Origin of the sequence: Streptomyces sp. L2, assembly GCF_004124325.1 — a bacterium.
Classification (GTDB): Bacteria; Actinomycetota; Actinomycetes; order Streptomycetales; family Streptomycetaceae; genus Streptomyces.
On the sequence record NZ_QBDT01000001.1, the window covers coordinates 6,690,254 to 6,715,297 of the forward strand.

Genomic DNA, 25,044 nt, shown 5'->3' on the forward strand with positions numbered 1-25,044 from the left:
CCGCGCCCGCGCCCGGCGCCGTACTCAACACCGTTCCGAACACTGTTCTGAAGACCAAGGAGCCCCGGCCGTGAGCGAGCATGTCGAGTGGACTGACACGGAGACGCCGGCGCCGTCGGTGTCCGCCGCCGTCACCCCCGCCGACGCCGCCGACGCGGCCCGGCTCGTCGCCTTCGGACTGCAGCCCAAACTGCAGCCCGCCCGCGACCAGGAGTACACCGAACTGCTCCGCCGCTACCGGGACGACCCCCCGTTCGCGCGGCTCGCCGACGCCGTCGCCGCCGGCCTGGGCCTCGTCGTACTGGAGGTGTCCCCGCGCGCGGGAATGGCCGTGACCGCCGCCGAGGACTCGGTGTTCGCCGTCCGCATGGGCGACTACGCGCGTCGCACCGCCGCCGACTCCGGAGACCGCTTCCTGCACGGCCTGGCCCATCTCGCGGTCGCCGCGCTGGCCTTCCCGCGCCCCGAGGACCTGGCCGACGACGCCTACATCGGCCGTATCACCGTCAACGGCGTCGACGCCTTCGTCCGGCAGGCCTGCCGCCGCCTGGAGGAACGCGCCGAGCAACAGGGCGAGAACACCGACCCCGCCACCGACGCGCCCGGCCTGGAAGCGGCCTGGCGGATCTGGGCGAGACGCAGCGCGACCGGTGCCACCAAGGACGCGCGCCGGCCCGCCGCCTCCACCACCGGCATCGTCGCCAAGGCCGCGGCCTTCCTCACCGACTCCGGCTTCCTGCAGCGCACCGGCGACGACAACGGCGGCACCTACCGCACCACCGCCCGCTACCAGCTCCAGGTCCGCGACATGGCCGGGGCCGCCGCCATGGCCGAACTGCTGGACCTCGGCGTCGTCCCGGTCACCGACGGCACCGCCAGCCTGCTGCCCGGCGAGGACTCCGACGACCTGGACCTGGTGGCCGGCGCCGGACTGCCGTTCCACTCCTGACCCACCGAACGTTTCGACCACACTGACGAGAGTCCGCCATGTACGAGCTGTCCCGGGTCCGCCTCTACTCCATCGGGCCCGCCGGCGCGCGCTACGCCGACACCGTGCTCGACCTGCGCGGGGTCGGCCAACCCGTGCCCGACCCCGCCCCCACCCAGGCGGAGTTCTTCGAGGAGGAGCCGGCCGGCCCGCCGCGCCGCCCCGCGCCCGCGGGCGTGCTGTTCCTGGAGAACGGCGGCGGCAAGTCAGTCCTGCTCAAGCTGATCTTCTCGGTGATGCTGCCGGGCCACCGCAACACCCTCGGCGGCGCCAGCTCCGGCGTGCTGCGCAAGTTCCTGCTGGCCGACGACTGCGGGCACGTGGCCCTGGAATGGCAGCACGTGCAGACCGGCGAGTGCGTCGTCGTAGGCAAGGTCAGCGAGTGGCGCGGGCGCCAGGTCTCGGGCGACCCGCGCAAGTTCGCCGAGGCCTGGTACTCCTTCCGGCCCGGCCCCGGCCTGAGCCTGGACAACCTGCCGGTCGCCGAGTCCACCGCCGTACGGCCGCCCGTCGAGGGCCAGTCGGGCGCCCAGGGCCGGCGGCGCACCATGAAGGGCTTCCGGGACGCCCTCACCGAGGCCGGCAAGGCCTACCCGCACCTGGAGGCGCACTGGGAGGAGATCCACGACCGCTGGATCGAGCACCTCGGCGACCTCGGCCTCGACCCCGAACTCTTCCGCTACCAGCGCGAGATGAACGCCGACGAGGGCGAGGCCGCCGGCCTCTTCGCGGTCAAGAAGGACTCCGACTTCACCGACCTGCTGCTGCGCGCCGTCACCGACACCCGCGACACGGACGGCCTCGCCGACCTGGTCAGCGGCTTCGGCGACAAGTTGGGCCGCCGGGCCGAGCTGATCGCCGAACGCGACTTCACCGCCGGCTCCGCAGATCTCCTAGGCCGGATCGTCGAGGCCGCCGAGACGCGGTCCCGCGCGCGTGACATCCACGCCGGGGCCGAGCGCCGCACCCGCACCCTGGCCCGCAGACTCTCCGCGCGTGCCGTGCGGGAACGGGTGCGGGCCGCCGACCTCGCCCAGCGGGTCACGGCCGCCGCCTACGCCGTCACCCACTCCGAGGGCGCCCGCGAGCGCAGTGCCCTGATCGCCGCCGAACTCGCCTACCGCCACGCCTCCCTGGCGCTGGCCGGCGCCGAGAAGTCCGCCGCCGCGCAGAAGCGGGAACTGGCCGACGCGCGCACCCTGCACGCCGCCTGGCAGGCCGCCGAGGCCGTACTGCGTCACCGCGCCGCCGCCGACCGCGTCGCGCGCGTGTCCGCCGCCATCCAGGAGGCCGAACGCGACGCCGCACCCGCGCTCGCCGCCCGCGCCAAGGCCGCCGTGGACCTCGTACGGGCCCTGCACGCGGCCGCGGAGGGCGCCGAGGCCCTCGCCGACGAGGACGAGGAGCGCTCCGCCGCGCTCCAGGAGGTCAGCGACGCCGCGTACCGCGACTCCACCGCCGCCGCCACCGAGGCGCAGCGCGCCCGCAGCGAGGCCGGGCACCTGCGCCAGCGCCTCACCGAGGTCGAGCAGGAGACGGCGGAGGCGGTCCGCGCGGGCTGGCTCGACGACAGCGCCCCGGACGCCGACCCCGCGCGCGCGGCGCTCGCCGCGAGCGACGCCGAGAAGAGCGCCGTGGCCGCCTGGGACACCGCCCGTGAAGCCGCCCGCAGGGCCACCGAGCACGCGCGTGAGGCGGCCGCCGCCGAGTCCCGCGCGGAGCTGACGGCGGCCCGCGCGTCGGACGCGGCTACGGCCGCCGAGCGGGCCCACGAGGCCGAGCGGCGGCTCGCCGAGGTCCTGGCGGCCGAGGAGCGCCTCGCGGAGCTGCTGAGCCTGCCGGGCGCCCCCGTGGCCGGCCGGGCAGGAGTGCCGGGCCCCCGGACGGCCGGCGACGGCGGCGCGGACCGGGGAACCACAGAGCAGGGCACCGCAGAACTCGATGCCCCGCGTGGAGGGGACGCGGGCGAACCGGCCCCGCGCGCACACGCGAACGCCACGGCCGCCCACGCGCGCGGAGACGCCGGAGCTCAGGGCGGCCCCGCCGCGGACGGCAGCCCGTACGGATCCACCGACGCGGCCCTCGGCGACGGCCCGCTCACCCCCGAGCAGTTGGACCGCTTCGCCGATGAGCTGCGCGACCTGCTCGACGCCGCCGTCACCTCGGCCGAGCGGCACCTGTTCGAGTTGCGTACGGCCGCCGCCGACGACGCCCGCATCCTCGGCGCCCTGGGCGACGGCGGGCTGCTGCCGCCCGGCCCCGACGTGCTGGCCACCGTCGAGTTCCTCGGCGAGCACGGCATTCCCGCGCTGCCCGGCTGGCGCTACCTCGCCCAGGCGGTGGACCCCGCCGACCACGCGCGCGTGCTCGCCGCCCGGCCCGAACTCGTCGACGGCGTCATCATCACCGACCCCGGCACGCACGCGCGTGCCCGCGACGCGCTCAGCGCCGCCGCCCTGCTGCCCCGCTCGGCCGTGGCCGTCGGCACGTCCGCCGCCCTGCTCGCCCCCACCCCGGCACCCGGCAGCGCTCCCGAGGACGTCTTCCTGGTGCCGCCGAACCCGGCCATGCACGACGAGCACGCCGCCGACGAGGAACGACAGGCCCTGCGCGTGCGGGCCGCCGACCGGGACGAGGAGATCCGCACCCTCGCCGCCCGGCTCGGCAAGGACCGCGAGCTGACCGCCCGGCTCACCTCATGGCGCACCGGCTGCCCCGCCGGCCGGCTCGCCGAACTCGCCGAGACCGCCCGCCAGGCCCGCGCGTTCGCCGAGGAGTCCGAGGCCGAACTCGCCGAGGCCCGCACCGCGCGGACCGAGGCCGACGAGGCCGGTGGCGAGGCCGTGCGGATCCGGGACGAGCGCCAGGAAGCCGCGCAGAAGGCCCGCCGCGCCGCCGACGCCCTCGCCGGACTCGCCTTCCGGCTCCGCGAACGGGCCGCTTGGCAGGTCCGGCTCCGTGAACTGGCCGACGAGGCCGCCGAGTCCGAGGACCGCGCCCAGACCTGCCTGGACCGCGCCCGCACCGCCGACGAGGACCGCCGCGCCGCCCAGCGTGCCGCCGACGACGCCCGCCGCACCGCCCGTGCGCTGCGCGCCGAGCGCTCCGAGATCGCCGGCGCCCCCGACGACGTGCCCGACGACGTGCCCGACGACGCCACGGACGCCCCGAAGGCCGCCCTCCCCGCCCTCCGCGAGGCCTACCGGGCCGCCTCCCAGGTGTACGAGAAGGTCGGCGTCGGTGCCGACCTGCGCGCCGAGCAGGCCCGCGCGGAGAGCGACGAGAGCGCCGCCCACGCGGAACTGGACCGGCTCAGCAACAAGGTCCGCGCCCGCGCCGAGCAGCTGCTGCGGTCCCCGGACGGCTCCGACGGCCCCTCCCGGCAGGCGGCGGCCGCGCGCGCCGAGGAACTGGTCCAGCTGTTGGAGACCCGCATGTCCTCCGCGAGCGAACAACTCGGCCGGCTGCGCGGCGAGGCCGAACGGCACGCCCCCGCGGCCGGCGAGGCACACACCGAACTGCCCGACGAACTCCTCCCGCGCGACGCCGAGCACGCCCAGGCCCTCCTGCGCACCGCCACCGCCGAACTCACCGCCCGCACCGAGGCGCTGACCGAGGCCCGCGCCGCCCACACCGAGCTGCTCCAGGCGCACCGGGCCGCCGAGGACGCGGCCGGCGGCTTCGACGAGATCGCCGCCATGCTCCGCGACCTGCTGCGCGAGCACGGCCCCGAGGAGGAGCAGGAGGAGACCGAGCCCTACCCCGGCAGCCCGGAGGAGGCACGGCACTCCGCCGCCGAGGCCCGCCGCTCGCTGCGCGGCTGCGCCGCCGACCTGTCCGCCGCCGAGACGGCCGTGCGCGAGGCGAGCGACGTCCTCGTCCGGCACGCCAACTCCACGCGCTACGAGCAGGTGCGCACCCCCGCCCGGCAGCAGATCCGCGAACTGCCCGCCTCCGCGCTGCCGGAACACGCGCAGAAGTGGGCCGACGCCTTCGCGCCCCGGCTGCGCGTCCTCACCGACGAACTGGCGCAGCTGGAACGCAACCGTGACTCGATCGTGGACCGGCTCCGGGGCCTCGTCGAGTCGGCCCTCGCCACCCTGCGCTCCGCCCAGCGCCTCTCCCGCCTCCCCGAAGGGCTCGGCGAATGGTCCGGGCAGGAGTTCCTGCGCATCCGCTTCGAGGAACCCGACCAGGCGACCCTCGCCGAACGTCTCGGCGAGGTCATCGACGACGCGACCCGCGCCGCGGTGAAGAAGAACTCCGACCTGCGCCGCGACGGCATGTCCCTGCTGCTGCGGGGTGTCGCGGCGGCGCTGCAGCCCAAGGGCGTGGCCGTGGAGATCCTCAAGCCGGACGCCGTGCTGCGCGCCGAGCGGGTGCCCGTCGGCCAGATGGGCGACGTCTTCTCCGGCGGCCAGCTGCTCACTGCGGCCATCGCCCTGTACTGCACGATGGCCGCCCTGCGCTCCAACGACCGCGGCCGCGACAAGCACCGGCACGCCGGAACCCTGTTCCTGGACAACCCGATCGGCCGCGCCAACGCGACGTATCTGCTGGAGCTTCAGCGGGCCGTGTCCGACGCGCTCGGCGTCCAGCTGCTCTACACCACCGGCCTCTTCGACACGACCGCGCTGGCAGAGTTTCCGCTGGTCATCCGCCTGCGCAACGACGCCGACCTCAGGGCGGGCCTGAAGTACATCAGCGTGGAGGAACACCTCAGGCCGGGGCTGCCGCGCGAGGCTTCCACGGAGGAGGCCGCGCACAGCGAGATCACGGCGACGCGGATGTACAGACGACCGGCACCGGGCGCCTCGTAGCGGCGGGGCGCGGCGGGGCGCGGCGGGCGGGTTGGGCCGCGGCGGCCTGCCGCGGCCTCCCGCAGCGGGCCGCGGGGCGCGCCCGTCTCAGGAGTGAGACAGCTGCCCGGAGCCGCCCCGGCGGCGTATCCGCTCCTGCTCCCGCAGAGCGGCCCGCTCCCGGCGGCGGGCGGCGCGCCGCTCCCGGCGCAGCGCGCGGGCCGTGCTGCTCGGCTCGGAGACCACCCCGTACCGCTGGTGCCACACCTGACGGGTCACCCACACGTCGACCGCGGCCCAGGTGGCCACCACCGTGCTGGCCACACCGCTGATCACCATGGGGAACGCCAGCCAGGACCCGGCCATCGTGCACAGGAAGGCCACCACGGCCTGGATGAGCGTCACCGCGGTGATCAGGACGGCCCGCACCGCCGCCGTACGCACCGGATCGGGCATCCGGTACCGCCGCGCCGGCTCCTCCACCCACAACGGCCGGTACCGCTCCCGCTGTTGCTCCCCAAAAGCCCGCTCGGCGGGCTCACACGCCGGAATCTCGCGATCCGGCACCCCCTGGGCCCACCGCACCGTCGAGCGCGCGGCCCCTCCGTCCTCGGGCGCCTCGTGCCGCTGAGCCGTGCCCATCACCTTGTCACTCCCCACCGCCGGAAGACCGCTCGCCCCGGTGTCCGAAGACCCCGACACCCACTGGCTGCCCGGCTTGCGCTGTTTTACGCCGCCGGGATGCGGGATGCGGCTCATGTGGCCGATTCCGCCCCCATTTCCCACAGAGAAGGACGAACGGCACCGTCTGAAGATTCCCGATCGGCGAAAGAATTCAGCCAACTGGCTTTCCATATCAGACCGTCCGGCCGTTTCCAGCCGCCGGTTTCACGGTGACCATCTCCCGCAATGCCCGGACAACTCGCCATCTCTCGCCGCTGTCAAGGACGTTCGCCCGTCGAGCGTGTCTTCGAGATAGCTGTGAGGCGGTAGTAGGCTCGCGCCGTTTGTTGACGAACATGTGCGCCCCCGGCCGGCGGGGGTCGAGCTGGGGGAGGCCATGCGCTTTCGCGGGAAGTCGATCCGCCGGAAGATCGTGGCGCTGCTTCTCGTGCCGCTGGTGTCCCTGACCGCCATCTGGGCCTTCACCACGGTACTGACAGGGCGTGAGGTCACCCAGCTCTTTCACGTCAACCACATCGTCCAGGACATCGGGTACCCCACCGAGGACACCGTTCGCGTCCTGCAGCAGGAACGCCGCCAGACCCTCGTGTACCTGGCCGACCCGCGCGCCGCCGACGCCCTCACCGCCCTGCACCGGACCCGCACGGCCACCGACCGGGCCATCGCCAGGGTCCGCGTGAACGCCAAGGACCACGATGTCCTCGACGGCATGGACGCGGACGACACCGAACGCCTCACCGCCGTGCTGGACGGCTTCGGCGGCCTCGACGCACTGCGCCACAGCGTCGAGCAGGGAACCGTCACCCGCGCCCAGGCCCTCGACCAGTACAACCGCCTCGTCGACCCCTGCTTCACCCTGCTCGCCGCACTCGACGGCGTCGACGACATCGACCTCAACCAGCAGTCCCGCGCCCTGGTCAACATCAGCCGCGCCCGCGACCTGCTCTCCCGTGAGGACGCCCTGCTCGGCTCCGCCCTCGTGGTCGGCCGGCTCTCCCGCGCCGAGACCCGCGACGTGTCCGACCTCGTCGCCCAGCGCCGCCTCCTGTACCGCATCAGCCTTCCGCTGCTGCCGGACACCGAGAGCGAACGCTACGAACGCTTCTGGCGCAATGCCACCAGCACCCAGCTGAGGGCCGCCGAACAGGACGTCATCGGCATCACGTCCGGCACTCCGCACGGCATCACCGCCAAGGACTGGGACACCGCCGCGGCGGCCGTGCTCGACGACCTCGGCACCCTCGACGACCAGGCCGGAGACCGCTTCCAGGACCGGATGCACCCCGTCGGCCTGCGCGTGATCGCCCAGGCGGCCGTCGCCGGCGTTCTCGGCCTGCTCGCCCTGGTCGTGTCCCTCGTGCTGTCCGTACGCATCGGCCGCGGCCTCGTCCGCGATCTGCGGCAGCTGCGCCTGGAGGCGCACGACGCGTCCGGTGTGCGGCTGCCCAGCGTGATGCGCCGCCTCTCGTCCGGCGAGCAGGTCGACGTCGAGACCGAGGTGCCGCGGCTGGAGTACGACCAGAACGAGATCGGCGAGGTCGGCCAGGCACTCAACACCCTGCAGCGCGCCGCCGTCGAGGCCGCCGTGAAACAGGCGGAACTGCGCGCGGGCGTCTCCGAGGTCTTCGTCAACCTCGCCCGCCGCAGCCAGGTGCTGCTGCACAAGCAGCTCACCCTGCTCGACACCATGGAGCGCAGGACCGAGGACACCGACGAACTCGCCGACCTGTTCCGCCTCGACCACCTCACCACCCGCATGCGCCGCCACGCCGAGGGCCTGGTGATCCTCTCCGGTGCCGCACCCTCGCGGCAGTGGCGCCGGCCGGTGCAGCTGATGGACGTCGTCCGCGCCGCCGTCGCCGAGGTCGAGGACTACGAGCGCATCGAGGTCCGCCGGCTGCCGCGGGTCGCCGTCACCGGGCCTGCCGTCGCCGACGTCACCCACCTGGTGGCCGAGCTTCTGGAGAACGCCACCGTCTTCTCGCCCCCGCACACCGCCGTGCAGGTCCTCGGCGAACGGGTCGCCAACGGCTTCACCCTGGAGATCCACGACCGGGGTCTCGGCATGACGGCCGAGGCGCTGCTGGACGCGAACCTCCGGCTCGCCGAGACTCCCGAGTTCGAACTCTCCGACACCGACCGGCTCGGCCTCTTCGTCGTCAGCCGCCTGGCCCAGCGCCAGAACGTCCGTGTCTCCCTGCAGCCGTCTCCTTACGGCGGCACCACCGCCGTCGTCTTCATTCCCGACACGCTGCTCACCGACGAGGTCCCGGACACCAACGGCATCGGTTTCCGTCTCGACCGGGACCGGCCCGCCAAGGAGGCCGAGGCAGCCGGTCGCGCCACCGGCCGGTCCCCGATGCCGCTGCAGCTGCCCGGCCTGCCGGCCACCCTGCTGGACGGCCCGGTCGAGCTGGAGGCCCCCGTCGACCTGGACGCCCTCGACGACTTCCCCGGTGCACTGACCGACGAGGACAGCGAGCGCGGCGGCCTGTTCCGCCCCCGCCGGTCCCTCGCCCGCGCCGACGACCAGCCCGCTCTCCGGGTGAGTGAACTTCATCAGTCCGCTCCCCGGCTCCCGGACGACGGGGCGGCCGGCGAGCGCGGTCCCGTACCGCTGCCCCGGCGCCACACGCCCAAGCTCGTCAGTTCGCACGGCAAGCCCGTCACGGACCAGCGCGCGAGGCGCGGCGAGTCCGAGGAGCCGGCCGCCGGGCCGCGCCGCCCGGACACGGGGGGACTGGCCCCGCTGCCCGCCCGCCGACGAGGCGAGTCCGCGCGGCGCACCGGACCGTCGGACAGGGCGGGGGAGGGGGAGCACCTCCCGGCCACCGGCGGCACGGACGCACAGACCGACGCCGACACCGGCTCGCTGCCCCGGCGCGTACGGCAGGCCAGCCTGGCCCCCCAGCTGAAGCAGGACTCCGAACGGCGTATCGACCCGCAGCCGGGGCCCGCCGACCGTGACGCCGACGAGGTCCGCAGCAGGATGGCCTCGCTCCAGCGGGGCTGGCAGCGCGGCCGCGAGGAGAACGCAGCGGGCGACAGCGCCCGCAACGGCACAGCACCAGGAACGACTAAGGGGGACGGTCGATGACCGCACCGAAGGCGACCGGCCACACGGCGACGAACAGGGGGGAGCTGAACTGGCTCCTCGACGAGCTCGTCGACCGGGTCGCCAGCATCCGCAAGGCCGTCGTGCTCTCGGGCGACGGCCTGCCCACGGGGGTGTCCAAGGACCTGACCAGGGAGGACGGCGAGCACCTGGCCGCCGTCGCCTCCGGTTTCCACAGCCTGGCCAAGGGCGTGGGCCGGCATTTCGAGGCGGGCAGCGTCCGGCAGACGGTCGTGGAACTCGACGACGCGTTCCTCTTCGTGACCGCCGCCGGCGACGGCAGCTGCCTGGCCGTGCTCGCGGACGCCGACTCCGACGTGGGCCAGGTCGCCTACGAGATGACGCTCCTGGTCAAGCGGGTCGGCGTACATCTGGGCACCGCTCCACGCACCGATCTGCCCGCGGGCGGGTAGTGGGATGACATGAGCGGTAACGGTCAGATGGGAAAGCACTGGTTCGACGACGAGGCCGGACCGGTCGTCCGTCCGTACGCCATGACGCGCGGCCGCACCACCAGTGCGGCCCAGCACCGGCTCGATCTGATCGCGGTGGTTGGCACGGAACCGGGCGCGGGCGACCCGGAGGCGAACCATGCGCTCTCCCCGGAACAGGTGGAGATCGTCGAACTGTGCCGCAAGGCGCCGCAGTCGGTCGCCGAGCTCGCCGCGGAACTCGACCTCCCCGTCGGCGTCGTACGCGTGCTCATCGGAGACCTGGTGCACGAGGAACTCATCCACGTGACGCGCCCGGTCCCCCCGGCGGAACTGGTGGACGAGAGTATTCTGCGCGACGTGATCAACGGCCTCCGGGCGCTGTGACCGGCGCGGAAGCGGAGAAGTGACGTGACAGGCTGGCAGTTCTGGGTCGACCGGGGCGGCACGTTCACCGACATCGTCGCGCGCCGCCCGGACGGCCGGCTGCTCACCCACAAACTGCTGTCCGACCGTCCCGCGCGGTACGCCGACGCGGCCGTGGCCGGCGTGCGCGAACTCCTCGACGGCTCCGCGGAGCCCGTCGACGCCGTCCGCATGGGCACCACGGTCGCCACCAACGCGCTGCTGGAACGCAAGGGCGAGCGCACCCTCCTCGTCATCACCCGGGGATTCGGCGACGCCCTGCGCATCGCCTACCAGAACCGCCCCCGCATCTTCGCCCGGCGCATCGAGCTGCCCGAACTGTTGTACGAACAGATTGTCGAAGCCGACGAACGCATCACCGCCGACGGTGCCGTGCTCCGGGCCCCCGACCTGGGCGCGCTGAGGCAAGAGCTCCAGCAGGCGTACGACGACGGGATCCGCGCGGTCGCCGTCGTCTGCCTGCACAGCCACCTCCACCCCGCTCACGAGCAGGCGATCGGCGCGCTCGCCGCGGACATCGGCTTCCCGCAGATCTCGCTGTCCAGCGAGGTCGGCCCCCTGATGAAGCTCGTTCCGCGTGGGGACACCGCCGTCGTCGACGCCTACCTCTCGCCCGTACTGCGCCGTTACGTGCGGCACATCGCCGACGAACTGCACGATGTGCGCCTGATGTTCATGCAGTCCAACGGCGGCCTGACGGAGGCCGGACAGTTCCGCGGCAAGGACGCCATCCTCTCCGGGCCGGCCGGCGGCATCGTCGGCATGGCCCGCATGTCGCAGCTCGCCGGATTCGACCGCGTCATCGGCTTCGACATGGGCGGCACCTCCACCGACGTCTCGCACTTCGCAGGCGAGTACGAGCGCGTCTTCACCACCCAGATCGCCGGAGTCCGGCTGCGCGCGCCCATGCTGGACATCCACACCGTCGCCGCCGGGGGCGGATCCGTCCTGCACTTCGACGGCTCCCGCTACCGCGTCGGACCCGACTCCGCGGGCGCCACCCCAGGCCCCGCCTGCTACCGCGGCGGCGGCCCGCTCACCATCACCGACGCCAACGTGATGCTCGGACGCGTCCAGCCGGCCCACTTCCCGGCGGTGTTCGGCCCGGACGGCGACCGCCCCCTGGACGCCGCCCTCGTCCACGACCGGTTCACGGCTCTCGCACGGGAGATCCGCGAGCGGACCGGGGACGACCGCACCGCGGAACAGGTCGCCGAGGGCTACCTGCAGATCGCCGTCGCCAACATCGCCAACGCTGTCAAACGGATCTCCGTGCAGAAGGGCCACGACGTCACCCGGTACGCCCTCACCACCTTCGGCGGGGCGGGAGGACAGCACGCGTGCCGGGTCGCCGACTCCCTCGGCATCCGCACCGTCCTCGTGCCCCCCATGGCCGGGGTCCTGTCCGCCCTCGGCATCGGCCTCGCCGACACCACCGCCATGCGCGAGCAGTCCGTCGAGGCCACCCTGGACGCCGCCGCCATGCCGGGCATCCGCAAGACCGCCGACGACCTGGAGGCCGCCGCCCGCGCCGAACTCGGTGCCGAGGACGTCCCCGAGGAGCACATCCGGGTCACCCGCCGCGCCCAGCTCCGCTACGACGGAACCGACACCACCCTCACCGTCGGGCTGTCCGAGCCGGACACCATGCTGCACGCCTTCGAAGAGCGTCATCGCGCCACGTACTCCTTCACCCTCGACCGCCCGGTCGTCGTGGAAGCCCTCTCCGTCGAAGCCACCGGCATCACCGAACCCCCCGATCTCTCCGCCCTCGCCCCGTACGAAGGCCGTCCCGCCGCCGCCGACACCGTCCGCCTCCACACCGGCGGCACCTGGCGCGACGTACCCCTCCACCGCCGGGAGGCCCTTCCTCCCGGCGAGACCGTCACCGGCCCCGCGATCATCACCGAGGCCAGTGCCACGACCGTCGTCGACGACGGCTGGCGGGTCACCGCGACCGACGACGGGCATCTGCTCATGGAACGCGCGGCGATTACGCAGAGTTCCGATCTGGGCACAGAAGTCGATCCGGTTTTGCTTGAAGTCTTCAACAACCTCTTCATGTCCATCGCCGAGCAGATGGGCGCCCGACTGGAGTCCACGGCCCAGTCCGTCAACATCAAGGAGCGGCTGGACTTCTCCTGCGCCCTCTTCGACCCCGACGGCAACCTGGTCGCCAACGCCCCCCACATCCCCGTCCACCTGGGCTCCATGGGAGCCGGCGTCCAGGAGGTCATCCGCCGCCGCGGCACCGCGATGCGCCCCGGAGACACCTACGCCGTCAACGACCCGTACCACGGCGGCACCCACCTGCCCGACGTCACCGTGATCACCCCCGTCTTCGACCGCGACTCCGCCGACGCCACGGAGAGTGACCCCGAGATCCTCTTCTACGTGGCCTCACGCGGCCACCACGCCGAGATCGGCGGCATCGCCCCGGGCTCCATGCCGGCCCACAGCCGCACCATCGACGAGGAGGGCGTCCTCTTCGACAACTGGCTGCTCGCCGAGAACGGCCGCTTCCGGGAGACCGAGACCCGCCGCCTGCTCACGGAGGCGGCCCACCCCTCCCGCAACGTCCCCACGAACCTCGCCGACCTGCGGGCGCAGATCGCCGCCAACCGCAAGGGCGTCGACGAAGTCCGCCGCATGATCGCCGAGTTCGGCCTCGACGTCGTCCAGGCCTACATGCGGCACGTGCAGGACAACGCCGAGGAATCCGTCCGCCGCGTCATCGACGCCCTCGACGACGGCGCATACGCCTACGAGACCGACTCCGGTGCCGTCATCCGCGTCCGGGTGAGCGTCGACCGGGCCGAACGCCGGGCGACCATCGACTTCACGGGCACCTCCGCGCAGCTGACCACCAACTTCAACGCCCCCCTCTCCGTCGTCAATGCGGCCGTTCTGTACGTCTTCCGCACCCTTGTCGCGGACGACATCCCTCTCAACGACGGCTGCCTGCGCCCCCTGGACATCATCGTCCCGCCCGGCTCGTTCCTCGCCCCGGAACCCCCCGCCGCCGTGGTCGCCGGCAACGTGGAGACCTCCCAGGCCGTGACCGGCGCCCTCTACGCCGCACTCGGCGTCCAGGCCGAGGGATCCGGGACGATGAACAACGTCACCTTCGGCAACGAACGCCACCAGTACTACGAGACCGTCGCCTCCGGCTCCGGAGCCGGAGACGGCTTCCCCGGCGCCGACGTCGTCCAGACCCACATGACCAACTCGCGGCTGACCGACCCGGAAGTCCTGGAGTGGCGGCTGCCCGTCCGGCTCGACGAGTTCGCCGTCCGGCGCGGCAGCGGCGGCGCCGGCCGGTGGCACGGCGGCGACGGCGCGGTGCGCCGCATCCGCTTCCTCGAACCCATGACCGTCTCCACGCTCTCCCAGCACCGCCGCGTGCCGCCCTACGGCATGGCGGGCGGCGCGCCCGGCGCGCTCGGCGCCAACCGGGTGGAGCGGGCCGACGGCACGGTCACCGAACTCGGCGGAAGCGGCTCGGCGGACGTCGCCCCCGGCGACGTACTCGTCATCGAGACCCCCGGTGGCGGCGGCTACGGCCGACCGTCGCCCGACCCCCATCAAGCAGGAGAAGAGAAGGATGATCTTCGGGCGTTCTGAGCGCGGCACGTCCCCGGTCGAGCCCGTCACGCTCAAGATCCTCGTGGCCGGCGGCTTCGGCGTTGGCAAGACGACCCTCGTCGGCGCGGTCAGTGAGATCAGGCCGCTGCGCACCGAGGAGTCACTGACCGAGGCCGGGCGCCCGGTCGACGACACCGAGGGCGTGGAGGGCAAGCACACCACCACCGTGGCCATGGACTTCGGCCGCATCACCCTGCGCGAGGACCTGGTGCTGTACCTCTTCGGCACGCCCGGACAGGAACGCTTCTGGTTCATGTGGGACGAGTTGTCCGAGGGATCTCTCGGCGCCGTGGTCCTCGCCGACACACGCCGTTTGGAGGACTGCTTCGCCGCCGTCGACTACTTCGAGCGGCGCTCCATCCCCTTCCTCGTGGGCGTCAACTGCTTCGAAGGGGCCGCCCGGTATCCGGCCGAGGCCGTCCGCCAGGCCCTCGACCTGGACGAGAACGTGCCCGTGGTGCTGTGCGACGCGCGTGACCGGGAGTCCGTCAAGGAGGTGCTCATCGGGGTCGTCCAGCACGCGATGGCGTACGCCTCGGAACGCCGTCAGGCCCTCACCAGCTGAGCCGCCGGTCAGCGTACGGCGATCACCGACGAACCGTGCCCGAACAGCCCCTGGTTGGCCGTGAGGCCCACCCGCGCCCCGCTCACCTGCCGTCCGGCCGCGGCGGTCCTCAACTGCCAGGTGACCTCGCACACCTGGGCGATGGCCTGGGCCGGCACGGCCTCGCCGAACGAGGCCAGCCCGCCACTGGGGTTGACGGGTATGCGACCGCCGGGGGACGTCGCGCCCTCCCGGAGCAGCTTGGCGGCCTCGCCCTCGCCGCACAGCCCCAGATCCTCGTACCACTGCAGTTCCAGCGCGGTGGACAGGTCGTACACCTCGGCCAGGGACAGGTCCTCCGGGCCGATACCCGCCTCCTCGTAGGCGGAGCGGGCGATGGAGGCCCGGAAGCCCTCGTCGGGAGCTGCCACCGCCACCGCGGAGTCCGTGGAGATGTCGGGGAGGTCCAGCACCGTGCTCGGGAACCGCGGGGTCACGGTCGCGACCGCCCGGAGCCGTACCGGACGGGCGACTCCGTGCCGGTGAGCGAAGTCCAGGCCGGACAGCACCAGGGCCGCACCGCCGTCGGAGGTCGCGCAGATGTCGAGCAGCCGCAGCGGATCGGCGACCACGGCGGATGCGGCGACTTCTTCGGCGGTGACCCGCCTGCGGTAGCGCGCGTACGGGTTCAGCGCCCCGAATGCGGCGTTCTTCACCTTGACCAGCGCGAAGTCCGCCGGCGTGTCCCCGTGCACCGCCATCCGCCGCCGCGCGTACAGCCCGAAGTACGCCGGGTTCGTCGCCCCCAGCAGACGGAAGCGCAGCCAGTCGGGGTCGTCCGGCCGGTCCCCGCCCGCCGGCCGGAAGAACCCCTTGGGCGCCGCGTCCGCCCCCACCACGAGCACCACATCGGCGAGCCCGGCCAGGATCTGGGCCCGCGCGGTCGCGATCGCCTGCGCCCCGGAGGCGCACGCCGCGTAGACACTCGCCACCCTGGCACCCTGCCAGCCCAGTGCCCTGGCGAACGAAGCACCCGCCACATATCCGGGATAGCCGCCACGCACCGTGTCCGCGCCCACGATCGAACCGACGTCCCGCCAGCGCAGCCCCGCGTCCGCCAGCGCCGCTCGCGCCGCCGCCGTTCCGTACTCGACGAAGCCGCGCCCCCACTTGCCCCAGGGGTGCATGCCCACGCCGAGCACCGCCACGTCCTCCGTCATGCCGTCACCCCCGCGGGCCGCCAGTGCCACGTCGTCCAAGTCGTCTCCGCGTCCTCGTACAGCACGCCGGGAACAGCCTCCACCTCCATGCCCACCGCCAGATCGGCGACGGTGACCCCGGGAACCGCCTGCCCCAGCACCACCATCCGCTCGGCCTCCAGCTCCACCGCGATCAACGCGTACGGCACCCACGGAAGTTCCGGATCGCTCACATAGGGTGACGGAGGGCGGTATCTGCCGTCGGTGTACGACCAGACGCGTCCCTTCCGCGACAGCGGCACCTCCTCCAGCGTGCCCCCCGTGCAGTGCGGATTGCGGCAGTGGACGTCCTCGCGCGGGAAGAACACCGAGGCGCAGGACGAACAGCGGGTGCCCAGGAGCCGGAACTCGTCCCCCTCGCCGGTGAACCATCCGGAGACCGCGGGCGTGCGTGTGCGCGGCAAAGCCCCTCCCTGACAAGCAAATCTGACGGGACGTCAGAAGTGTGCCACGGGCAACTGGAAATGGGCAGACCGTCCCGCCCGACCCCGGCCGCCCGCCCGGACCGGACGCTCTCGACCGGCAGAACCCCGATGACGGAAGACGCCCCTCCTCTGATCGGATACAGTCCGCGCGTGTCCGAAATTCAGCACTCAACGGCCAACTCCGCGCCGAACTCACACTGTTCGAGCTGCGGGGCGCTCTACGGCGAGCGTGTCACCGGCTGGCCCCGCACCTGCCCCTCCTGCGGAACCGTCGCCTACCGCAACCCCCTGCCGGTCGCGGTCGCCCTCCAGCCCGTCTACGACACCAAGGGCACGGCCCTGGTCGTCATCACCCGCACCATCGCACCCGCGCGCGGAGGCACCGCACTGCCCGGCGGCTACGTCGACGACCGCGAGGACTGGAAACAGGCCGTCGTCCGTGAGCTCACGGAGGAGACGGGCATCGACGCGGCCGCCCGTGAGGTGCGCCTCGCCGACGCCATGAGCTCACCCGACGGCCACCTGCTGCTGTTCGGACTGCTTCCGGAACGCCCGGCCGAGGGGCTCCCGCCGTCCGGCGCCACCGCCGAGACCGAGGGATGGCACCTGCTGCGCCGACCGGAGGAACTCGCCTTCCCCCTGCACACCCTCGCCGTGCGGGCCTGGTTCGAGGGCCGCTACGTCTGAGCCCGGCCCCTCAGCCGAGCCCACGCACACGCACCGGGCAGGGCGGCTCCGCCACGCCGTCCTCCCGCTCCCGTGCCACCACCACCCGACGGCCCTCACGACGGGCGACGTAGCGTTCGACCTCCGGCTCGTCCCACCCGTCTTCCGCGCCGCCTCCCGCACCGTCTCCCGCGCCCGGTACGACCAGCCCGCCCCCGGCCTGCCCCGGCTCCGGCGCCCACACCTCCAGCACCGGCCCGCCGTCCTCCCCGCGCACGGGAACGACCGCCCCCGCGCGGGCCAGCACCGGGATGCGCGACAGCGGCGCGTCCACGAGCACCCGCCCCGGCCCCTCGTACGCCACCTCCGTCGCCGTGTCGTACCAGCGCCCCCGCGGGAGGCACACCACACGACGGTCCACTCCCGGACCGAGCACCGGTGCCACCAGAAGGCCGTCACCGAGCAGGAAGGCGTCCTCGCAGTCACGCAGAATCCGGTCCTCCGGAGCTTCCCACCACAGCGGCCGTGCGCAGGGTGCGCCGGTACGCCGGGCCAGGTGCGCCAGCGTCATGAGGTACGGCAGCAGCCGACGGCGTCCGAGCAACGCCACGCGCGCGTGCGCCAGCACATCCGGACCGAACTCCCAGGGCTCCCCGCTCCCCGCGCGCCCACCCGCGTGCGTGCGGAGGAACGGCAGCCACGCGCCGAATTGCAACCACCGCAGGTACAACTCCGGTGACGGACGGCCGTCGGAGCCGCCCACATCCGCCCCCGAGAACGGCACCCCGCACAGCCCGAGCCCCAGCACGAGCGACAGGGACGCGCGCAACGCCGGCCACCCCGTCGCCAAACCGTCCGAACAGGCACCGCCATGGCGCTGCATGCCCGCCCAGCCCGACCGGGAGAACAGGAACGGCCGCTGCCGAGGGGAGGCAGCCCGCAGCCCCTCGTAGCCGGCCCGGGCCATGCAGAGGGCGTACACGTTGTGGGCCTCCCGGTGATCACCACCGCGGCCCTCCAGCGCGTGCCGCGCCGAACGCGGCAGCGTCGACCCACCGAAGGCGTGGAACGACGTCGGCTCGTTCATGTCGTGCCCGAAGCCCGCGACGCCCCGCCCCAGCCGCTCCTCGTACAGACCGCCCCACCAGTCACGTACGCGCGCGTGCGTGAAGTCCGGATACACCGACTCGCCGGCCCGCCCCAGGCCCCGCACTGTCCGCCCCGAGGCGTCCTGCACGAACGCGCCGGCCTCCGCACCACTGTCGTACACGCCGTCGCCGCGGGAGACCGGCACGGCCGGACCCACGGTGGCCACCAGCCGGACCCGGTCCCGGCGCAACTCTTCCGCCAGAAGCGGCAGATCCCCGAAGCGCTCGCGGTCGCCGGGGGACACCGGCCGCCCCACGGGGTGGACGGCGTCCAGATGGACGGCGTCCAGCGGCAGGGCACGCTCCCGGTAGCCCGCCACCATGCGCCGCACCTCCTGCCCGCCGCCGAGACCCCGCCGCGCGTGATGGTGGCCGAACGCCCACGACGGCGGCAGCGCGGCCGCCCCGGTCAGCGACGCCCACGTACGCAGCACACGCGCGGGAGTGCCCACCATGACCCAGCAGCGCAGCGGACCGCCGTCCATCCGCACCTCGCAGCACCCCACCTGGTCGTGCCCCGACCCGGCGCCCTCCTCGCCCTCCCGCAGCGTCACCGTGCCGTCCCACGGGCTGTCGTGGAACACGAGGTGGGCGCCGGCGTCGGCCACCACCAGATGCACGGGCATGGTCACGTACAGCGGATCGTCGCCGCAGCCGAACGCGCGGCCCGGAGCGGCGTTCCACAGCCGGTACGCCCCGGTCCGCAGCCGAGGCCCGCCGGCCCGGCCGCCCAGACCGAAGAACCGGGCGTCCGCCGCCACCTCGGACCGCTGCGTCCATCGCCCCGGACCCCCGCCGACCGGCTCCCACCAACGCGGCGGCAGGTCCCGCCGCAGCACCACCCCACCGGGCGTGCGCACCTCGACCGCACCGTGCCGGGAGACGACCACCGTCACCCGCTCGGCCACGACCCGCCGGCCGCCGTCCTTGTCCGGCTCCAGCACCGCCCGCGGGTCCGGCTCGGGGCACCCGCCGGCGAGCGCGTACGACGGCTCCGCACAAGCCCCGTCCCACCCCCAGAACACGGCCCCGTTGACCGCGACCTCGACCCGCAGCTCGGAGCGGGCGAAACGGATCACGCCACCGCCCGGCCCCGGCTCGGCCTCGACCACCGATCCCGGCACCCGAGCGCGCTCCGCACCCCGCGGCGCCAGCCCCGTGGCGTCGCTCCGCCGCATCCGCCACGCGGCCCGCACGGTGTGCCACCCCCGCGCCGCCCGCCCCGCACCGACCACACCCACCGAACGCACCAGGTCACGACCGTCCATGCCGCTCACCCTGTCACCGCCCGGCCCACGCGCGCGTGGCGTTCAGCAGCCGTTCATCCGGACCCCGCCAAGATCTTCACGACACCGACGATGTGGGATGTGCCCTGGTGCGGAAGTCGATCACGTGGCATCGTCCCTGTCAGCCGCGTCACGCGCACACCCCGGCACGTGCGCGGACCGACGCACACGACGCGCACAGTCCAGGAGCAGCCCGATGTCGACCGCCAACCCACAGCCGCTCTGGCAGCCCGATCCGCAGCGGATCGCGCAGGCACGGATCACTCGGTTCCAGGCCTGGGCCGCCGAGCACCACGGTGCCCCTACGGAAGGCGGCTACCCGGCCCTCCACCGGTGGTCCGTCGACCAGCTCGAGACCTTCTGGAAAGCCGTCACCGAGTGGTTCGGCGTCCGGTTCTGCACGCCCTACGCGCGCGTGCTGGGCGACCGTACGATGCCGGGCGCCCAGTGGTTCCCCGGCGGCACGCTGAACTACGCCGAGCACGCCCTGCGAGCCGCCGGTGAGCGGCCGGCCGAACCCGCGCTGCTGTACGTCGACGAAACCCATGAGCCGACCCCGGTGACCTGGTCCGAGCTGCGCCGCCAGGTGGGCTCCCTCACCGCGGAACTCCGCGCCCTCGGCGTGCGCCCCGGCGACCGTGTCAGCGGTTACCTCCCGAACATCCCCCAGGCGGTCGTCGCACTCCTCGCCACGGCCGCCGTCGGCGCCGTGTGGACCTCGTGCGCCCCCGACTTCGGCGCCCGCAGCGTGCTCGACCGCTTCCAGCAGGTCGAGCCGGTCGTCCTGTTCACCGTCGACGGCTACCGCTACGGCGGCAAGGAGCACGACCGCCGCGAGGTCGTCGCCGAGCTGCGCAGCGAACTGCCCACCCTGCGAGCCGTGGTCCACATCCCCCTCCTCGGCACCCCCGCCCCGGAGGGCGCCCTGGATTGGGCGGCGCTGACGGCGGCCGACACCGAGCCCGTCTTCGAGCCGGTCCCGTTCGACCATCCGCTGTGGGTGCTCTACTCCTCCGGCACGACCGGCCTGCCCAAGGCCATCGTGCAGTCCCAGGGCGGCATCCTCGTCGAGCACCTCAAACAGCTCGGCCTGCACTGCGACCTCGGCCCGGAAGACCGTTTCTTCTGGTACACCTCGACCGGCTGGATGATGTGGAACTTCCTCGTCTCCGGCCTGCTCACGGGAACCACGATCGTCCTGTACGACGGCAGCCCCGGCTACCCCGACACGGGCGCCCAGTGGCGCATCGCCGAACGCACCGGAGCCACCCTCTACGGCACCTCGGCCGCGTACGTCATGGCCTGCCGCAAGGCGGGCGTGCACCCCTCCCGCGACTTCGACCTCTCCCGGGTCCAGTGCGTCGCCACCACCGGCTCCCCCCTGCCCCCCGACGGGTTCCGCTGGCTGCACGACGAGGTCCGCGACGACCTGTGGATCGCCTCCGTCAGCGGCGGCACCGACGTCTGCTCCTGCTTCGCCGGAGCCGTGCCGACCCTCCCGGTGTACACCGGCGAACTCCAGGCGCCCGGCCTGGGCACCGACCTGCAGTCCTGGGACCCGAGCGGTGAACCCCTCGTCGACGAGGTCGGCGAGCTGGTCGTCACCAACCCGATGCCGTCCATGCCGATCCGCTTCTGGAACGACCCCGACGGCAGCCGCTACCACGACAGCTACTTCGACACCTACCCCGGCGTCTGGCGCCACGGCGACTGGATCACCCTCACCTCGCGCGGCTCGGTGATCATCCACGGCCGCTCGGACTCCACCCTCAACCGGCAGGGGGTGCGCATGGGCTCGGCCGACATCTACGAGGTCGTCGAACGCCTGCCCGAGATCAAGGAATCCCTCGTCATCGGCATCGAACAGCCCGACGGGGGCTACTGGATGCCGCTGTTCGTACACCTCGCACCCGGCGCGGTCCTCGACGACGGGCTGCTGAACCGCATCCGGCAGAGCATCCGCGAACAGCTCTCACCGCGCCACGTCCCCGACGAGGTCATCGAGGTGCCCGGCGTCCCGCACACCCTCACCGGCAAGCGCATCGAAGTCCCGGTCAAGCGCCTCTTGCAGGGCACGCCCCTGGCGAAGGCCGTCAATCCCGGCTCGATCGACAACCTCGGCCTCCTCGACTTCTACGAGGAACTGGCCCGCAAGCGCGCCTGAGCCCGCCGGCCCGCCCGCCCCCTCCGCAAGCGGCCCCGGACCCGGCGATGCCGGGTCCGGGGCCGCTCGGCGACGCCGTTGTCAGTGCCCCCGGTTACGGTGAGTGAGCATTGATCGACCGCGCACTTGGGGGAAACCATGGCGAACACCGCTCACGACACCATGCGACGCGTCCTGCGCCGCGAGATCGCCGGCACCATCGGCCTGATCACCGACGAACACGACTTCCACGCCATGCGGCGCTACCGCAGCTTCACCTTCACCGACCACACCACCTACCTCCAGCAGGTCGAGGCCCTCCTCAAAGCCCGCGCCGGCCAGGGCAACCACACCACACTGGCCCTCTTCGACCCCCAGGAGTACGCCGACTTCTGCGCGGCCACCGGCCTCGACCCCGAGGCCTCCACGAGCCGCACCCGCTTCACCGCCGAACTGGCCACCACCGGCGCCACCATCCCCTACGAGGGCCAGCCACTCGCCGCACTCCTCCCCGCCCTCGTCGACGAGGCCGTACGCCAGGCCACCTGGGAGTACGCCACCACCCTCCTGACCCGCCTCGGCCCCTGCCCCAGCTGCGGCGAGGACATCGGCCGCGCCGCCTTCAGCCGCGCCTCCGACATCCTGGTCCGCATCCTCGACACCGCCCCACCCTGCGACCGGCACATCGTCTGCAGCGTCTCCGGACCACCGGAGACACTCCTGTCCGTCCTGAACGCCGACGCCGAGACCGACGGCGGCACCCGCCTCGACGAGGCCGAGACCCTCGAATTCACCAGCGTGCTCGCTCTCGGCCTCGCCACCCGCAGCCCCGGCGGAATCGTCCTGCGTGCCAGCACGCCGCGCACCGCCGACCGCGTCTACGGATGGCGACTGCGCGGCGGCGGACTCGAACCGCTCACCGCCGCCGAGGTCTTCGACGCCTATTGCACCGACGTCGAGACCGGCGAACTCGTCTCGCCGGAACCCGGCGTCGACTACGGCACACCACCCGACCTCGGAGAGGAGAACACCACCCCGGGTCACCGTCACTGAACGCACCCGTGACCGAACGCACCAGGGGCGTCCCACCGAAGGCGGGGCGCCCCTGGACACCGGCACCGCAGGCACCGGCCCGACCTCACTCGCCGGACAGCACCGCCTGCGCGGCACCGCGCGCGTCCTCCGCGCTGTCCGTGGCACGAGCGGCCGCGGCGGCCCGCTCGCACTGCGCCAGCGTGTACTTCGCCAGCGTCGCCCGGACATAGGGAATCGACGCCGCACCCATGGACAGGGAGGTGACCCCCAGACCCGTCAGCACACACGCCAGCAGCGGGTCCGACGCGGCCTCACCGCACACCCCGCAGCTCTTGCCCTCGGCCTTCGCCGCCTCCGCGGCCAGCGCCACCAGGTCGAGCAGCGCGGGCTGCCACGGATCCTGCAGCCGCGACACCGCGCCCACCTGCCGGTCGGCCGCGAACGTGTACTGCGCCAGGTCGTTGGTCCCCAGCGACAGGAACTCGACCTCCTGCAGGATCGACCGCGCGCGCAGCGCGGCCGACGGGATCTCCACCATCGCGCCGAACTTGGCCCGCAGCCCGGCAGCACGGCACGCGTCCGCGAACGCCCTGGCGTCCGCACGGTCCGCCACCATGGGCGCCATGACCTCGAGGTAGACGGGCAGCCCCTCGGCGGCCCTCGCCAGCGCCGTCAACTGCGTGCGCAGGACCTCCGGATGGTCCAGCAGCGTCCGCAGACCACGCACGCCCAGCGCAGGGTTCGGCTCGTCGGCCGGCGTCAGGAAGTCCAGCGGCTTGTCCGCGCCGGCGTCCAGCACCCGCACCACGACACGGCCCTCGGGGAACGCCTCCAGCACCTGCCGGTAGGCGTCCACCTGCTTCTCCTCGGACGGCGCGTTCTTGCTGTCGTCCAGGAACAGGAACTCGGTACGGAACAGCCCGACACCCTCGGCACCGGCCTCCACCGCCGCCGGCACGTCCGCCGGACCACCGACATTGGCCAGCAGCGGCACCTTGTGCCCGTCAGCGGTGGCACCCGGCCCCGTCGAGGCGGCCAGGGCGGCCCTGCGCTCGGCGGCCGCCGCCTCCAACTGCGCCTTCTTCTCCTCGCTCGGGTTCACGAAGATGTCACCGGTGCTGCCGTCGACGGCGATCACCGTGCCCTCGGCCAGCTCACCGGCACCCGGCAGCGCCACCACCGCCGGAACACCCAGCGCCCTCGCGAGGATCGCGCTGTGACTGGTCGGCCCACCCTCCTCGGTCACGAAACCGAGCACCAGGGTCGGATCCAGCAGCGCGGTGTCCGCCGGAGCCAGGTCCCGCGCGACCAGGACGTACGGCTCGTCGCTGTCCGGCACACCCGGCATCGGCACGCCCAGCAGCCGGGCGACGATACGGTTCCGCACGTCGTCGAGGTCGGCCACGCGCCCGGCCAGGTACTCACCGGCACCGGCCAGCAGCTCCCGGTACGCGGCGAACGCGTCGTACACGGCACGCTCCGCCGTACTGCCGACAGCGATACGCCGCTCGACATCCGCCATCAGCTCGGGGTCCTGGGCCATCATGGCCTGGGCCTCCAGCACAGCCTGGGCCTCGCCGCCGGCCAGGTTGCCGCGCGCCATGAGGTCCGCCGCCACGGCTTCCACGGCCTTGCGTGCACGACCCTGCTCGCGCTCCGCCTCTTCCACCGGGATCTGCTTGGCCGGCGGTTCCAGGACCGCCGTTCCCATGTGCCGTACCTCGCCGATCGCCACACCGTGGCTCACACCGACGCCTCGCAGCGTTGTCTCCATCTCACCCGTCTCCGGTAGTGCGGCAGGTCCCGCCGCCGCCGTGGTTGTCCTGGGTGCCGTCGCGAGACGGCAGTGCTGTCAGTTCCAGACGAAGAGCTGGTCGCCGGTCTTCACATCGCCGCTCTCACTGAGGTCGGCGAGGGACTCGGCGGTGGCTTCCAGAGCGACGACGGGACACACCGGCGACTTCCCCGCCGACTCCACGGCGGCCGGGTTCCAGCGCACGACGCTCTGGCCCCGGGCCACGGTGTCGCCCTTGCTGACCAGCAGCTCGAAGCCCTCGCCGTTGAGCTGCACCGTGTCGATACCGAGGTGGGTGAGTACGCCGCGACCGTTCTCGTCGACCACGACGAAGGCGTGCGGATGAAGGGAGACGATGACGCCGGCCACGGGCGCCACGGCCTCGGAGGGCTCACGGACGGGGTCGATCGCGGTGCCCGGGCCGACCATGGCCCCGGAGAAGACCGGATCCGGCACGGCGGCCAGTCCGATGGCACGTCCTGCAAGAGGGGACGTCACGGTGGTCATGGGAAGCCTCCCAAGGAGTGGAGCTGCAGATGGGTCGTCCCTGTTTGTCCCGGACGGCGCACTGAGCAGCAGCGTATGTCATATGAAGTGGCGGTTCCGGATCGAAGCTACCAGCAAGTGGTCTAGACCACCAACCCCGCGGATTTGC

The 25,044-nt window shown here is 73.2% G+C and carries 16 protein-coding genes; 10 read left to right on the top strand and 6 right to left on the bottom strand.

The features are described 5' to 3' along the window. Positions 1-70 precede the first annotated feature (70 nt). Positions 71-949 carry a hypothetical protein gene (locus tag DBP14_RS30060; RefSeq protein WP_129310422.1) on the top strand — a complete coding sequence of 293 codons (879 nt, stop codon included), beginning with the start codon at positions 71-73 and terminating at the stop codon, positions 947-949. A gap of 38 nt (positions 950-987) precedes the next feature. After that, positions 988-5,808 carry a hypothetical protein gene (locus tag DBP14_RS30065; RefSeq protein WP_129310424.1) on the top strand — a complete coding sequence of 1,607 codons (4,821 nt, stop codon included), beginning with the start codon at positions 988-990 and terminating at the stop codon, positions 5,806-5,808. A gap of 87 nt (positions 5,809-5,895) precedes the next feature. Here the strand turns inward: DBP14_RS30065 and DBP14_RS30070 are convergent, their stop codons facing one another. After that, positions 5,896-6,429, bottom strand: a complete 534-nt coding sequence (locus tag DBP14_RS30070) for a hypothetical protein (RefSeq protein WP_129312156.1) — start codon at positions 6,427-6,429, stop codon at positions 5,896-5,898. A 418-nt stretch (positions 6,430-6,847) separates the two neighbouring features. On the opposite strand from DBP14_RS30070, the gene DBP14_RS30075 reads away from it, so the two are divergent. Genes DBP14_RS30075 through DBP14_RS30095 form a run of 5 tightly spaced genes read left to right on the top strand, consistent with a single transcriptional unit; the run spans position 6,848 to position 14,653 of the window. Further along, the gene (locus tag DBP14_RS30075) at positions 6,848-9,568 is read left to right on the top strand and encodes a nitrate- and nitrite sensing domain-containing protein (protein ID WP_129310426.1); all 2,721 of its coding nucleotides are present in this window, start codon (positions 6,848-6,850) and stop codon (positions 9,566-9,568) included. Then, positions 9,565-9,999, top strand: coding sequence for a roadblock/LC7 domain-containing protein (locus DBP14_RS30080; RefSeq protein WP_129310428.1), 435 nt, complete (start codon positions 9,565-9,567; stop codon positions 9,997-9,999). Before DBP14_RS30075 ends, DBP14_RS30080 begins: the two co-directional genes overlap by 4 nt. A 9-nt stretch (positions 10,000-10,008) precedes the next feature. Next, on the top strand, positions 10,009-10,404 hold the full coding sequence (locus tag DBP14_RS30085; protein ID WP_129310430.1) for a DUF742 domain-containing protein: 396 nt from the start codon (positions 10,009-10,011) through the stop codon (positions 10,402-10,404). A 24-nt stretch (positions 10,405-10,428) separates the two neighbouring features. Next, positions 10,429-14,067 carry a hydantoinase B/oxoprolinase family protein gene (locus tag DBP14_RS30090; protein WP_129310432.1) on the top strand — a complete coding sequence of 1,213 codons (3,639 nt, stop codon included), beginning with the start codon at positions 10,429-10,431 and terminating at the stop codon, positions 14,065-14,067. Then, a complete protein-coding gene (locus tag DBP14_RS30095) occupies positions 14,048-14,653 on the top strand; it encodes an ATP/GTP-binding protein (RefSeq protein ID WP_129310434.1) in 606 nt (201 codons plus the stop codon). The genes DBP14_RS30090 and DBP14_RS30095 overlap by 20 nt, the downstream gene beginning before the upstream one ends. An 8-nt stretch (positions 14,654-14,661) precedes the next feature. On the opposite strand, the gene DBP14_RS30100 is transcribed toward DBP14_RS30095, so the two are convergent. Then, positions 14,662-15,852 carry a lipid-transfer protein gene (locus DBP14_RS30100; protein ID WP_129310436.1) on the bottom strand — a complete coding sequence of 397 codons (1,191 nt, stop codon included), beginning with the start codon at positions 15,850-15,852 and terminating at the stop codon, positions 14,662-14,664. Then, positions 15,849-16,295: a zinc ribbon domain-containing protein gene (locus tag DBP14_RS30105; RefSeq protein ID WP_129310438.1), complete on the bottom strand. Its 447-nt coding sequence runs from the start codon at positions 16,293-16,295 to the stop codon at positions 15,849-15,851. Before DBP14_RS30105 ends, DBP14_RS30100 begins: the two co-directional genes overlap by 4 nt. 171 nt (positions 16,296-16,466) lie before the next feature. On the opposite strand from DBP14_RS30105, the gene DBP14_RS30110 reads away from it, so the two are divergent. Then, the gene (locus tag DBP14_RS30110; RefSeq protein ID WP_129310440.1) at positions 16,467-17,003 is read left to right on the top strand and encodes an NUDIX domain-containing protein; all 537 of its coding nucleotides are present in this window, start codon (positions 16,467-16,469) and stop codon (positions 17,001-17,003) included. Positions 17,004-17,013: 10 nt separating this feature from the next. Here DBP14_RS30110 and DBP14_RS30115 read toward each other — a convergent pair whose 3' ends face one another. Then, positions 17,014-19,398 carry a glycoside hydrolase family 31 protein gene (locus DBP14_RS30115; RefSeq protein WP_129310442.1) on the bottom strand — a complete coding sequence of 795 codons (2,385 nt, stop codon included), beginning with the start codon at positions 19,396-19,398 and terminating at the stop codon, positions 17,014-17,016. Between the two features lie 214 nt (positions 19,399-19,612). Here DBP14_RS30115 and DBP14_RS30120 point away from each other — a divergent pair, with 214 nt between their 5' ends. Both DBP14_RS30120 and DBP14_RS30125 read left to right on the top strand, forming a co-directional pair. Then, positions 19,613-21,580 (top strand): acetoacetate--CoA ligase, encoded by a 1,968-nt coding sequence (locus DBP14_RS30120; protein WP_129310444.1) that lies wholly within the window; start codon positions 19,613-19,615, stop codon positions 21,578-21,580. Positions 21,581-21,718: 138 nt separating this feature from the next. Continuing rightward, a complete protein-coding gene (locus DBP14_RS30125) occupies positions 21,719-22,612 on the top strand; it encodes a hypothetical protein (protein WP_129310446.1) in 894 nt (297 codons plus the stop codon). An 85-nt stretch (positions 22,613-22,697) separates the two neighbouring features. Here DBP14_RS30125 and ptsP read toward each other — a convergent pair whose 3' ends face one another. Further along, positions 22,698-24,368 (bottom strand): phosphoenolpyruvate--protein phosphotransferase, encoded by a 1,671-nt coding sequence (gene ptsP / locus DBP14_RS30130; RefSeq protein ID WP_129310448.1) that lies wholly within the window; start codon positions 24,366-24,368, stop codon positions 22,698-22,700. A 78-nt stretch (positions 24,369-24,446) separates the two neighbouring features. Beyond that, positions 24,447-24,896, bottom strand: a complete 450-nt coding sequence (locus DBP14_RS30135) for a PTS glucose transporter subunit IIA (protein ID WP_129310450.1) — start codon at positions 24,894-24,896, stop codon at positions 24,447-24,449. Positions 24,897-25,044: the final 148 nt, after the last annotated feature.

What these genes read in the sequence shown, in the direction of transcription:
- DBP14_RS30065 (WP_129310424.1), top strand. Translation starts at nt 988, where the DNA reads ATGTACGAGCTGTCCCGGGTCCGCCTCTACTCCATCGGGCCCGCCGGC.
- DBP14_RS30070 (WP_129312156.1), bottom strand. Translation starts at nt 6,429, where the DNA reads ATGGGCACGGCTCAGCGGCACGAGGCGCCCGAGGACGGAGGGGCCGCG.
- DBP14_RS30075 (WP_129310426.1), top strand. Translation starts at nt 6,848, where the DNA reads ATGCGCTTTCGCGGGAAGTCGATCCGCCGGAAGATCGTGGCGCTGCTT.
- DBP14_RS30080 (WP_129310428.1), top strand. Translation starts at nt 9,565, where the DNA reads ATGACCGCACCGAAGGCGACCGGCCACACGGCGACGAACAGGGGGGAG.
- DBP14_RS30085 (WP_129310430.1), top strand. Translation starts at nt 10,009, where the DNA reads ATGAGCGGTAACGGTCAGATGGGAAAGCACTGGTTCGACGACGAGGCC.
- DBP14_RS30095 (WP_129310434.1), top strand. Translation starts at nt 14,048, where the DNA reads ATGATCTTCGGGCGTTCTGAGCGCGGCACGTCCCCGGTCGAGCCCGTC.
- DBP14_RS30100 (WP_129310436.1), bottom strand. Translation starts at nt 15,852, where the DNA reads ATGACGGAGGACGTGGCGGTGCTCGGCGTGGGCATGCACCCCTGGGGC.
- DBP14_RS30115 (WP_129310442.1), bottom strand. Translation starts at nt 19,398, where the DNA reads ATGGACGGTCGTGACCTGGTGCGTTCGGTGGGTGTGGTCGGTGCGGGG.
- DBP14_RS30120 (WP_129310444.1), top strand. Translation starts at nt 19,613, where the DNA reads ATGTCGACCGCCAACCCACAGCCGCTCTGGCAGCCCGATCCGCAGCGG.
- DBP14_RS30125 (WP_129310446.1), top strand. Translation starts at nt 21,719, where the DNA reads ATGGCGAACACCGCTCACGACACCATGCGACGCGTCCTGCGCCGCGAG.
- ptsP (WP_129310448.1), bottom strand. Translation starts at nt 24,368, where the DNA reads ATGGAGACAACGCTGCGAGGCGTCGGTGTGAGCCACGGTGTGGCGATC.
- DBP14_RS30135 (WP_129310450.1), bottom strand. Translation starts at nt 24,896, where the DNA reads ATGACCACCGTGACGTCCCCTCTTGCAGGACGTGCCATCGGACTGGCC.